Raw genomic sequence first — 13,208 nt, forward strand, 5'->3', positions numbered from 1 at the left:
ACCCTTAAAAAAAGGCTTGAACACTGAAGAGAATATCGTTGTCATGGTTCCGATGGTTATACTCCAGTCTTACCGCCCAATTCTGGGCTATTGTGAAACGAGAGCCAACGTACCAGCGAAACTCGTCGGACTTGTCACCAAGGGGAAACCTTAGATACGACCCCGTTGCCATAACTTTCCAGCGTTCAGCGAGATCGGATAAGATCCCAATCGTTGCGCCACCACCGACTCGGTGCATGTCATCATAAGCTCGACTGACGTTCGCTTCGGCTTCTGCGAAAGCGAACAGGACTTCGCGGTTGAGCAGCCGCAATTCCTTTGCCCCTCCTAAGCCACCGCTAAATACACCATTGCTGCAGAGCTGACAGCCATTGTGGCGAATCGTGTTCATCCCCACGTTGAGCTTCCAGGAGGGCGATCGAAAAACGGAGTCCATAGGTGAGAGTGACAGCAGATTCAGCAACGTGGCTCGTTCTACTCTGGTCTGATCAGCTCGGTTGTAATGCCGAACCGTAATGGAGGCCATTTCGATCTGCGCATCCGGCGTATAGCCCGCCTCCGGGTCTAATAAGCTGTGGTATCCCCCCCGAAACGTTGCCTCTTCGAACGTATCGTTATTCCGCCATCCTCCTCCGAGTGTAGCCTGTAACATCTTATGGCCTAGCTCAGGCTGTTTCGCAAATGGACGTACGGAGAATTCCTCAGATGGGATTCGAAGTCGGCTACGAGCCGTCAGAACTGCCCTATTACGCTCTTTCCATTCTGGTTTCGGATCCTTTTTCGTCTCAATCTGAGAGCGAAGAAAATCTGACGCCAAATCCAGGACAAACGCCTGTTTGGGAGGAGTGAGGTGAGTGAACGCCGGCGAAGTCAGTTCCCCAAGGTCTTGGGTGACCCGTTGCGCTAGATCCCGCTCTGCCGCGGGTAGTGATTCTCGCTTTCGCTTGATGATGGTGCTGCGGGAAGGGCGATAGGTAATGCCAGATACCAAGCCAGGTTTTGAAATAATTAATCTGACGGTGTCAGCCGGAACGGTCCAAAACAGAAATTCATCGGTCAGATGCAAGTTCGGATCGGCATAATCCAACAAAGCCAGGATGTGATAGGAGCAGTTTTCCTTGAAGTAGAAATAGTCGAAATAGGCATTCCCCAGTTCCCACGTATGCATCAGGAAGCGCCGTAACTGATTTTCGGTGAGATTCAACCTATATTCCCAAATATCGCGGTTCTCAATGTCTCGATACTGCTGCACCTTCAGGTAATAAGGAATCGTTGAGAAGTATCCTCGATAGCTGCCGAAGATCCCTCGTATTGGATACAGCAACCCGCTGTTGGGTGGAACATCAGCCGCATAGTTGATGGTGTAGGACAGAATACGGGTCTGTTCCGTTTGGCCTTTTTGGTCCACGCGAAACAGCGTATGGCCAAACATCGACGCCGGGTTGTTTAGATAGGATGAAGGAAAGATCAGGGAGACGGAGTCAACTTCAAAATCTTCGTACCAGCGATCGAACCGTTCGCACGCAAGCTGGGGAAGACGGGCCGAGTCAAATGTGAGTTGTTCCTTGAGCCAGTGATAGCGCGCCACAAAGGCGCATTGAGCCGGCTGCTTGGATCGTCCCACCAGTTCGGATGAGAAGAATTGTGCGAGTGTGGCAGCTAGTTCGGCTTCCGGATTGGTCTTTCCGTTCGGAGACAGAAAAAACCCTGGGTCGTCCTGTTCGCTTTCATATTCTCCAAAGAGTCCCTTCCGATAATGCAACAACAGCCGCCAATCACGCTGTTCGGCGAGTTTCTTTTGTTGCGCCTGCTCGATCAGCTGCGCGAGATAGGACTCATGGTCTGGTGACTGGGCCTCAGAGATGGCTGAAAGAAAAAGCGAACCGATGATAGCAAGAATAGGAACCAGCACGTCGTAATACGACACAGCGAGGGCCCTGACATTCCTGCCAGGGCCCTCGCTGATCACTTAGCGAATCGATGCTTGAGCGAGGACCGGATGGCCCGCGATCGCATCATTGAGAGACTTCACCAAGGCCACTGGAGACGTTTCTCCAGCTTGGACCAGTGACGTATAGCGTTCCTGAGTCATGGCAAAAAACTCCGCGTGGCGCTCAGCCGGCACGCCCATCAGAGTCGCGAGTGAGGTCAGGTGCTCGCCCTGTCCCTGAGCCATTTCCGCCGTGAGGGCGTCGAAGTTCAGCGACGCGAACATCGTGGTCTTGTGCTCACCCATGATTTTTCCATCATTGGTGCAGCCGGAGGTTCCGAAGCTGATGCCGAACGTCTGGCTCCAAAAGGTACCATTTGTGGTCGTCTGCAGCACTTGAGGAAGGATTTCCTTCTGGCCCTTATACTCGCCCCACGCCAGCTTCCCTAAACCGCAGCCTGGCCCCGTATCTGGATTAGACGCCATTGCAAGACCTGCCTGGGCACCAAACAGGACGGCGATAGAAAACATAAGCACTTTCTTCAACATAAATCCTCCTCCATTAAATTTAAGTATGAGTACCCACACTCACTACCCAAACATCGCCCCAAAGTATAGCCGAATTCACTAGGGATGTTGAGAAAAAAGTTCCGTTTCATGAATTATTCGCTTCAATAAAATGGGGGAATGATTATAGACAAATCATGGATCAGCGCAACAACTTTTTTCGAGCACCTACCGCAAATCCGATGTTCCACACCTAACAAGTTCGCTGGACATTCACAGAGCTCCTCAGCCCAGCAGATTCTGTCTTGCCACACAGGCCAAACAAAGCTTGCACACACTGACCTTCGACATTATGCTGAATATCAGCACACTGAATACGGCTCACTTGAAACCACAACCGAAGCTTTGCGTGATTGATTTTGGCAGGTATTGTTCCGTAGTTCTAGCGGCTAGATCCTCACACTTCACACTCATCAAACTCCTGCAACAGACGCGATCAATACGCTCGGTTCTTTATTAGATGTGCGCTGGATATCAAATTGACGGATACCGCCCATACAACTATACTCCCGCCGGATGATAGATTAAGGTCACTAGGTAAGCAGTCGCCGTCTCGGCCAGTGATGGTGATTTCAAAACTCGCAGATAGTCGATGGCGCACACTCTGTCTTGGAACCCAACCGACGGCTGTAAGGGGTTGTACAGGGGCCTTCGGCCACACCTACGCAAGGCCCTGTCTTTTTCTCCCCTTTTTCTTTGTTACATAGTGAAAGTTGGTTGCCCTTTACTGCCTGCTGCTCTGTTCAGCGTGCTGTTCTGGTGGCTAGATACTCCCGCGCTCGTGTACTCAGTCGAACTTGGAGATCTTGAGTTGAGTGGATACGCGCTAGGCAGTTGGCCGCGCGATCAGGACATTTTTAATCAAGGGGCGATCATTCCAGCTTCCATACAGCAGGGCTTTGGAGCTGGAGTGAAGGTTGGACTCTTCCCATCTGCGCTGCATGGAATGATGGGGCTCGCATTGGATTCAAATATCCACCACGGAACACTCTCATTCCCCAATGCCACAAGAGGATCGATCCACGGCACGGGTCGGTCCGACCTGCTAGTGAGTAATACGACGGCCAATCTCATCTTGCGGTATCCAGGCAAGTACGTCCGTCCGTATGTTGGGATTGGTCTTGGTTGGTCCTCTGGAGTCCTCCTCAACCCGAACATCTCTGGGCGAGCGGATGAGGATTTTGACTCTGCCTATGCCTTAGTCCATCAGTTTCTGGTCGGCGGACAGTTTCTAATCAGTCCCAAGTGGTTTCTGTTCGGCGAATATCGGTATGTATCGGCCAACTATCACTGGGACGGATTAGCCATCGATTTTCGCACCCATTATGGATTGGCGGGTGCAGGGCTACGCTTTTAATTTTCCGGCAAAGTCGATTTAGGTTATTGCGCCGGAGCGAGCGATTGAAGTTGCGACTGGCTCCAACGATTCACTACCCGTCCATCACCATTGCGAAGTTGGACACCCCCGTCCATGGCGTACTCTGCCTCAGATAGCAGCTTGCCATCCTCATCAATGAGACGATACCCTGCCCCATTGGGGACAATCGTGGCTCGACGCTCGACGATACCGTGGCGTTCATAGGTCACCGTTGCCCCATCATTCGACTGGGTCCACCGGATGGTAGTATCACCCACAGTGGCCACCTTCGTATCGTCAACACCTGTATCAGAAGCTTTGATCGGGCTTTCCCCAGTCCAAAAGTGCATTGAGTTAAAGATAAATGTGTCCAGCAGCGCCGAAAACATGTAGGCGGGAACGATCAACATCCCAAAGAAGACAATCTCCTTCATCCACTTGTCGTTCACTTGTCCGCTGCCTTTGACATTACTATTCCAGTGATAGACGTTCTTGGTGAGATTAAACGGACCATAGCAAGCCGTACTCACCGTTACAAAGCACATCAACACAACCGCAATCATCATGCGACGAACGAGTGTAGTCATGATCTCCTCCCTGTTCGAAGTACCTAGGAATAAGTGAGCAGCCCCATCTAATCGTACCTACACACTCGTCTAGCATAAGAGTGAATGCAGGCACAACCTGCTCCGGACAAAGAGCGATGGGAGCGCTCATTCAGCACAGGACGACTTCGGGATACGGTCTTGGCAAGAGAGACCGATCGAACGAAACCGACTCATGAGCCTGTACTGATCGGCACGCCAAGTGCCGTTTGAATCGTGCCCCATTCGAACGCGAAGGGTTCCGGAGTTACGATCGGCATGGCTGCGAGCTCAGTTTTCAACCGCTCAGCCCTTGAGCCGCTCATCGGATGGGTGGACAGCAATTCCACCCGCCCCCCATCCTTCTCCGCCAGCCGCTCAAAGAAGGTGATCATACCGGACGGGTCGATCTTGGCACGGTGGAGCAATTGAAGACCGGTCAGATCTGCCTCGGTTTCCTGCGCACGACCGAACTTCAGCGTCATTAATTCCACACCAAGTTGTTTCATTATCTGCCCCAAGCCTTGCTGGTTCCCAAAAATAATTGACGCCACGGCAATGAAGCCCAGCTGTTTCACGATCCGCTCGAGCCCGTGCCGCTGTAGGACATGGTTCAACTCATGCGCCAAGACCCCTGCCACCTCTTCCGGACGGTCCGCTTTTTTCATCAGTCCGGTAAAGACCACGACAGAGCCACCTGGCAGGGCAAAGGCATTCACCACATCACTCTTCACGACAGTGACCTTGAATCGATAGGGACTATCCAGAATCTGGCCGGCCAGACGACGGGTCATCTCCTCGACAGCCGACACCGCTGGACCTTCTTGCATCACCTCTTGCCCGCCGAGAAAGTCGCGATAGGCTGATTCGCCCAGCTTCTGTTCCCACTCGATGGGAATGCGATCGACTGCCAGTTCGACCAGCACGTCGCTTCCAAACCATAGCCCCAACACCAGAGCCAGGAGACTCCCCCCGACGACACCCCAGACCACTCGGTGCCGCTTCCGCACCTGACGGACTTGTTCCGCCGCCCGTTCAAGCGGGCTGTTCAAATGCGCCGGGGCGGCTTGCCGGAACGCTCGAATGACATCAGGGTTTTTCAGATACAGAGTCCGCGGTGCAGTCGGTGTGTCCCACATCACCACCAGCTGATCGTGGTCCAGCCCACCAGCAGACACGCGCATATCTGAAAACGGCACAGAGTCTGCACCCTTCTCGGCTCCATGAACGTCAGAAGAAAAGGTGATCGTGAGTCCATGCTCTTCGACGCGAACGACGCACGGCACACCACTGGCAGGGAATCCGTCGCCGAAATAGAGCCCATTGGGCGCAGTCTCAACCATGGAGTGAGAACCCACTGATCACAAGACGGTACACGTGGTCGGTGTCTTCCTCATCCGCTATTCGGAGACTGGGATGAACTGTCGTACCCATGAACCGAAGCCGCGGGGATTGCGGCTTTGAATATACACGATACCCGGTCCACGAAATCGGCAGACGAACCCTTCTCCCGACGTGAAGCTGGCGACCCAACCGGAGGTGGCTTTTTCGATGTTATACGTGGTTGTGGTCGACCACGCCACGAGGTGGCTATTGTCGACAATATATTCCTGATTAGGCTTCAACTCGATCTTGTGAATAGCGCCGAAACTGTTCAGGACGAGCATCCCTTTTCCGCTCATCTTGAGGATGAAGAACCCCTCCCCACCCAGCAATCCTCGAGTCATGCTCTGCATTTGGCTGTCTATGGCAATTCCATCCGCACCGGCCAGGAATCCGTCTTTCTGCACCATATACTCATTGACGCCATCAAGCTCCAGCACAACGATTTCACCCGGCACCGTCGGAGCCAGCAGCGCCTCGCCGGCACCCCGACTGGCACGTAACGTCTGGAAGAAAAACTTCTCCCCTGTCAGAAACTTTCTCGACAGGGCGCCGAGGAACCCTCCCTCCATTTTACTTTCAATGTCGATAGTCGGCGAGCAGGCCACCATCGCACCTGATTCCGCTTTGATATGTTCTCCCTCAGCCAGCTCCACTCGCACCATCGGAAATGCCCCGGGATACAGAATTTCGCTTCTCATTCACCTTCTCCTTTATTCTCTACCACCTCTACCATAACCATAGGCGGAGCAGGTCGTGTCTCATTGCGCGCATGCACCGAGCACCTCCCACCAACTAACTTTTAGAATTATACTTGTGTGCGCGGTGCGCGAGCAGAAGACACGACCTGCTCCGCCTAACTCACCCCGCAACCCATCCATACACTCGCCGACTCGGCTCCGGCCCCTCATCCAAGTAGGTCATCCTGAGCCGACCAAGGGCATCGCCAGGAAGCGCCTTCCGTTTCGCTTCAATATTGATCTCAAAAATCTTGGCGGCATTCAGTCCGAAAATCCATTCTTTGGTCTGTCTGGTCAAGGGCTGATATTGATGCTTCTCGATCAATTGATCGGGTATTTGGAATCGCCGGAACGCTTCGATCTGCCACTGCGGAGTCCCATACCAGATGGAGTCCGTTCCCCACAGCACATGGTTGACCCCGAACGCACGAATGATCTGTCCCAGTAGATGCGCGCAGATCAGCGGGTAGGTCGTGACTAATTGCGCAAACGTCGATCCCAGCTCCATGTAGATATTTGAGATCCCCGGTTCCCGTTCCTTCATCCGGCAGAACTCGGTGGTCCAGGGGATTTCTCCGGTTTTCGCAAATATCTGATCGATTGCGGCCACTCCACGAAATCCGGAGTGATACACCAAAAAGGTAAGCTCAGGGAAATCCTTCGCGGCTTTGATGAGATCTCTCGGGTGGTTGTAATCCGGAACGGGGCCAAGCGGGAGGCCTTTGTGGACACAGATGCGTTTCACCCCAAGCTTTTGGGCCTGCTCCAACATCGGATAGGCGATCTCCTCATCATCCATACGCCAGCCTCTATCAAATCCCTTTGGACAAGATCCCGTATAACACTTCCAGGCATCCACCTTGAGGATCTCAGCCTGCATCGCCATGAATTCTAGGTCAGCCGAGCCGAGTTGCGGTGTGATGAGCCCATGCGCCAGCATTCGCTGCGACCCAGCCAGTCGATTGATCTCATCCCGAATATGCGCCATTTCCTTCGGCGGAACGACGGCCTCTTGTGGATACGGCCCCGGCGGGGTGCTGATTAAACCGATGCTGGTTTCACTGTCCAAAAACACTTCCTTGACAAAATTCTTCCACGAGAGATCGTCAATGGAACCCCGATCCCCGGCCAACACTGGATTGAGTCCGGCCTCTCGAATGTGCTTTCTCAGGGAAAGCAGTGCCTGTTTTGACACCGCTCCCTTACGATTGGATTCAGCATCGGACGGATCGTAGCCCGAGCTGACATAGTGGGTCTGCACATCGAAGATGAAGTAGGGTGTTCCCTGCTGTGCGGCAAACGCGGCCGGTTCAAACAGTTCAATAGCGTCAACAGTAAAGAATCGCCCGAACAGTGCATTCATGGCCAGAAGCCCGGCCGCCATTGAACCTGTCGTCCATAGGAATTCTCGCCGAGAGACCCCTCGCCGCGCCGCTGCTTGTGCCACCATCGCCTCGGCTAATTGCTCAACGGCCTTCTGCTGGTTTGTCTGGCAGAGAGGATCAAATTCCTCGTTTGAGACGATCTGGGTAGGAATGGTCGTAGGGAATATCTTGCCTTTTTCCACAGAAGGGGGATCCGTAAACAGGTTTGGGGAATGTCCCATGAATCCTCTTCGGCTGACGATCGTGGGGTGATTGTGTGGAATACCGGAAGCGCTGTCAAGCGGAGGGATGTGAAGCCACTTCACTGAGATCGCAGACAATGTGACGAACTACTTGGCTCTAGACGATCTAGCCGCTGACTTGATTGTAGCGGGACCGGCATGACCAACCGGGATTTCCACCGCCACGTCCAACTCAGGATCTCCATCTTGATCCTTGCCGTCATGCCCGACACTGTACAACACTGCTTTTTTCATATTCACCAGCATCGGCAGCCCTGTGTACGGATCATAAAAGCTCTGCCCAGCTTTGGCGAGACGGGCAAGAAGATCGCCATCAGCCGGACCACGCCGGAGCCAAGCCTGTAGACTCGCCAGCCGGAGATACGCATCGGTATCCACCACAAGCCCGTTATATTCATCCCAGCGAGGAAGTGGCTCGAGACCCACTATATTTTCGATCGGATTGGTCAAGTAGTCCATGAACGTGGTTGCAGGAAACTGGATATAGCTCTTCCACTTGGGCAATGAACCGTATTGCCCTTCGCCGGCCGCCTTGTACGAGGCTTCATAATACTTCGCGTACTCATTCAATCTGCGCTGTTTGGGTAACGGAAGAAGTGAGGCCACCGTAGTTGAGGCCGTTTGGGCTTCCGCTCGTGAGGTTTTCAGCTGCTCATCATAGGTTTTCGACGCCGTCACCAGCTCGTTCTGCATGGGCCAGCGGATGGACAGCTCTCCTTGATCGAGCGGGCGGAGTAACCTTGTTAGTCGCCCCAGATGTGTGCCATCGAAATCCGACCGAACCAGCAGTCCCGAGGCCACGGCAATATCGTCATTGATCGCCTGCAGGGCCAGCATTTTCATTGGAAGAGTTCTCGCCTGGCTTAACGCGATGCGCCAGGCCTCCATATCCGTCTCCAACCGACTGACACCCTGATCCATGTTTTGGCCGAACCCATCGGCGACATGGAGTTGGTGTGCAAATACCACCGTCCCACAGGGTAAGCTGGCGGGCTTCCCATACCCCCAATCTTCGAAGGGTAGTTTTTGCCACCGCCCGTAGCGAGCAAGCATGCGCTGATGTTCGTTCCCCAACCCTTTGATGGTACCCTGCTGAGACTTGAATTGACCGATGGGATCTGGTCCACGAAACCATTTCTTCATAACCTCGGCCGATGCAGATGGCTGTTCTCCCGTACCCACCGGACTGCCAAAGCACGTCAACGCGGCCTGCCCACCGTCCGTATTCGAACTCGGCGCGCCGCTTCCCTGTTCCGGATCTTGTCCTTCTGCTGCATCTATTCCGAGCAGGAGCAGATACCCATTGTTTTTGGAGTCCGACAAGGTTTGCTGAGGAATGGTTGTGAAACTTTGGAAGGTTTGGGACGGCGGCTCCTCCATAATCACCCATGTCAACGCGACGGCCCCGATGGCCAATGCGACAACCAAGGCAGATACCACCATGAACCCAATTGCGGTAGCTACAATGGAGCGAGTCGTAGAGAAGCATGCGCAAACCAAACCCACCAGGCCGGTGCGGATTGGACTGAAGATGGAGCCAACTGTCCAATTGGATGCGATCTCTGCTGTACGTTGTCTCGTCTCGGTCTTTCTGGAATCTGTGGACGATTCAGAGAGCCTATCAACAGCAGTAACAGGCGAAGAAAACGGCCGATTCGTTTCTTGCGTCTCGGTGGGGATAGGGGACACGGGAGGAAGGGGAGCAGCTTTCGACTCCTCGACAAAGCGAATCGACGCTCCTGCGTCTTGCCATTCTTTCTGCTGCGCTACCGGCTCGCGAATCGGAGTTCTGGGCTCAGTGATCTCCTCCGTGGCTGTCTGATCTTCTAGAGCTGAACTCTCTTCCATTTCCAGCCCGACAGGTGGAGTCGATGGAACTCCTGACTCCGACTGAAGCAGCCTCGGCTCCATGTGCATCGTCTCACTGATGACTTCTTGGGACTGTTGTGGAGCTTGCCGGGGTGGCTCTATAGAATCCTCCTGAGCTGGAGACTCACTACCTGCCGGTGTACATTCCTCTTCTATTCTCAAGACAAAGTCGCCGCTCTCGAGCCGTATTTCGCCCTGGGTAGGTGTCCGCTCTTCACCAAAAGGTTCCTCGGCCGACAATGGCTCGGCGGCATCACCGGCAGGAACCTCCGACACCGATAGCTCCTCCTCTACTAGGGAAACGTGAAGCAAGCCTTGCTGCTCCTCCCCTATCAAGACTGGTTCCTCTTCTTTGGATGGGGCAGGCTGTCCCACATCGAGAACGGCCGAGTCGGCCTCAAGCGAACACGATGAGTCTTGCGGTTGAGGCGATTCAGAATCTTGCACGAGCGAGAATGACTCTTCCGCTGGGGGAGCTGTCTCAAGCTGAGCCGCCCCTGAGCTCTGGGATGCACCCACATCAGCAACCGCATGATCGTTATCAACGTGTTCAGGTGAGTCGAGTGGCTGGATTGTTTCAGAATCTTGAAAGATAGAAAAAGAATCTGGATCATGGGAAGCGGAGGTTGGTACCACCGATTGGTCCGCAAACTCCTCAGCGGTTGCCGCCTTATCTGAGTCGTGTGTGTCATCTGACTGAGCGACAGTGAGACCCGATGTATCCTCTATAGGAGAGTCCACCTGCGCTGGCGGAATTGATACTACCGAGTCTTGCACCTGATCCCATGGCATCGGAGCAATTGATGTTCCAGTTGAGGTGGTATCCTGAACCGTGGACGGCAGACCCGTCTCATGATTCTCTTCAGATTGGTTTCCTGGCGGTAGATCCTGAGAAGTAAGACCTCCTTGGGTTTCAGCTGCAGGCTCATCATTTTCAGGCGAACTCGGTTCAGGTGAAACCGTATTCCCCGAATCTTGATTCCCGAAATTCCATGCTCTACTAAACGTGGCCTCCCAGGAGAATCCTGGTTGCAGCCAAGGCTGGGAGGTTTCACCAAGTCCTAGTCCCGACATTGCCGCATCATCCGAGTCCGAGCGGTTTGCAACAGTCGCCTCTTGAGACTCAGTCTCGACAGGTTGCGAAAGGGTCGTCTCCGTATTTCTCAAATCGGTCGCTTCGACAGTCGGTGGCTCCACGGTCGAGAATGTGAACTCAGGGCCTTTTTCAATCTCCTGGGAAGGTGAAATATTGGTATCAGGAATATCAGCTGCCGTATCACTTGGAGGCGGCGCTGGAACCTCCTCGTTTCCGAGTGCCACTGTTTCCGATCTGCCGGGATCGTCGATGCGATGCTCTCCCCAGGTCTCCCCCGATAGCCTCTCTGGCTCCTGGCTCGTAGCCACATCGCCTCTCGGCACAATCTCATCGGTTTCCCCCTGCGTCACGGGAATCTCTCCGACAGAGTCCGATAGCGCGACTTCTGATAAGGTATGTTCTGGAGCAGTCGACTCGGAAGAACCATTTATGATTGTTTCTGGAAGAACTGTGACAATTTCTTGGTTGTGACTCTCTACCGAGATTTCATTCTGTGCATTGGGAGGCTGCTCTTCCCTTGACTGTGCATACTGTGTGTCTGCAGGCACTGTTTGTTCCTGCGTCGAAGGCTGTTCCTCCCAGGAAACTTCATCCGAAGCGGCCGGGGGAAAAGGCAGTGGTGCAGAGCCAGATGAGGAGGCTACTTCCTGAGGATTCGGAAGTTCCCATGGCATCGGTTCAGTTATGGGTTCAACGTGAGCTGGACCAGCTGACGTTGCTGCAGTCGAATCAGTTGCCGAAGTCGAGGTTGATTCCGAATCTCCGGCAGGCTGGCGAGCCAGTAGATCGCCGGTTTGGGCATCAAAGAATGACGCTAGCCGGAAAGCCACAGGGCTGACCGGAGCCAGATCTCGAATCTTCTTGTAGAGCTGAGACGCCTGCTGGGAATTTTCGGTGTCAGGATCTTCGATCAGGATATCGACGGCCCTGCCGTATTCGGTGACGGCCTCCAGTGTATCTCCCTTCTCCTCATAGATCCGCCCAAGCTTTTCCAAATAGGGAACACACCGATGTGCGGCTGTTAGATACTCCCGGAGTAACGATTCCGCCAGCCAGTAGTCCTGGCGTTGAAAGGCTTCGTCGATGAGTGAGTCAAACGCCTGTCGTGCTGGAATGAGACTCCCAAGGCGGAGATGGAGCGTGGCAAACAGCCTCCTCGCCTCCATATTCCCTGCATCGAGAGTGAGCAGCTCTTTAAGGACTGCAGAGGATCGCGCATACTTGCCCGCATTCATCTGGGTGATGGCTTCTTCAAGAAGGGCACTCTTCTTGCTGTAGCCAACAACACCACGCTTCTGACTACGGACAGTCTGAGTTTTATCTGATTTGCCGGATGATTTTTTAGTCCAACGCACGCTACAACCTTATCAGATAGCCACTCGATGAAGCCCACAGACGGGCCGAACCCCACTCACCACCCCTATGAAGGTCGGAAGCTTGAAAGGAGTGAAACTTGTAAGAATCTTGCAAGCAAAGTGCCGTGCACTGTTCCGTAAAAAATGATACTTTATTGTTATAAATCAATTATTTGGTCAACTAATGGGCCTAAGGGAATGAGCTTCCCGCACTCAATTATGGACAATCCAATGCGCCGATCGACCTCCACAGGTGAGGGTAGTACCTGAATTTAATTCGATGTATCGCTCTGCTCATCTGCAATCCCCGTCCTGTCGGTGCAGAAGGCAAACTCACCGAGGTAGTGCGCAAGCCTCTAGCTGCAAACTCGGTAGTTTTCACACGGCTCGGAAGTCAACCGTGATCCGATTTCGAATATATACCCAGACGGGAGTGATACCACAGACCCTGGGCTCTGCTTACTCAACACCCTTCCGCAACGGAGGCATCGTTGCTCCCCTTCCCAGGACACGGGACCAACCAGATGCTGAATGGGTACAGAGGATTCCCCCGTGGTCTCAGGTATCAGAACACGGCGTACCTCAGCCACAAGACGCCAAGCATGCTCTGATGACAGCACCTCTGGACCGTCTAATACGAGCACGAGAAGTCCCAAGGCACGTACAGGGTCGCCTTTCGCCTCGTTGAGTAATTGTTGAG

General features: G+C 53.7%; 8 protein-coding genes. 1 reads left to right on the forward strand and 7 read right to left on the reverse strand.

Features of this window, described 5'->3' with window-relative positions; translation table 11 throughout:
* Positions 1–4: 4 nt before the first annotated feature.
* Complete coding sequence (locus tag IPM58_16610) at positions 5–1,864, reverse strand: DUF4105 domain-containing protein (protein MBK9308657.1); 1,860 nt, start codon at positions 1,862–1,864, stop codon at positions 5–7.
* A 105-nt stretch (positions 1,865–1,969) separates the two neighbouring features.
* A complete protein-coding gene (locus IPM58_16615; GenBank protein ID MBK9308658.1) occupies positions 1,970–2,479 on the reverse strand; it encodes a DUF3015 domain-containing protein in 510 nt (169 codons plus the stop codon).
* A gap of 829 nt (positions 2,480–3,308) precedes the next feature.
* On the opposite strand from IPM58_16615, the gene IPM58_16620 reads away from it, so the two are divergent.
* Complete coding sequence (locus tag IPM58_16620) at positions 3,309–3,854, forward strand: outer membrane beta-barrel protein (GenBank protein ID MBK9308659.1); 546 nt, start codon at positions 3,309–3,311, stop codon at positions 3,852–3,854.
* Between the two features lie 23 nt (positions 3,855–3,877).
* On the opposite strand, the gene IPM58_16625 is transcribed toward IPM58_16620, so the two are convergent.
* From IPM58_16625 to IPM58_16645, 5 genes are all read right to left on the reverse strand, one after another.
* Positions 3,878–4,441: a DUF3332 family protein gene (locus IPM58_16625; GenBank protein ID MBK9308660.1), complete on the reverse strand. Its 564-nt coding sequence runs from the start codon at positions 4,439–4,441 to the stop codon at positions 3,878–3,880.
* A gap of 191 nt (positions 4,442–4,632) precedes the next feature.
* Positions 4,633–5,781, reverse strand: a complete 1,149-nt coding sequence (locus IPM58_16630) for a M48 family metallopeptidase (GenBank protein ID MBK9308661.1) — start codon at positions 5,779–5,781, stop codon at positions 4,633–4,635.
* A gap of 57 nt (positions 5,782–5,838) precedes the next feature.
* Positions 5,839–6,522, reverse strand: a complete 684-nt coding sequence (locus IPM58_16635) for a TIGR00266 family protein (protein ID MBK9308662.1) — start codon at positions 6,520–6,522, stop codon at positions 5,839–5,841.
* A gap of 160 nt (positions 6,523–6,682) precedes the next feature.
* Positions 6,683–8,167 (reverse strand): amidohydrolase family protein, encoded by a 1,485-nt coding sequence (locus tag IPM58_16640; protein ID MBK9308663.1) that lies wholly within the window; start codon positions 8,165–8,167, stop codon positions 6,683–6,685.
* A 108-nt stretch (positions 8,168–8,275) separates the two neighbouring features.
* Entirely contained in the window at positions 8,276–12,508 is a 4,233-nt protein-coding gene (locus tag IPM58_16645; protein MBK9308664.1) for a hypothetical protein, read from the reverse strand.
* Positions 12,509–13,208 lie beyond the last annotated feature (700 nt).

Source organism: Nitrospira sp. (genome assembly GCA_016715825.1).
GTDB lineage: Bacteria > Nitrospirota > Nitrospiria > Nitrospirales > Nitrospiraceae > Nitrospira_D.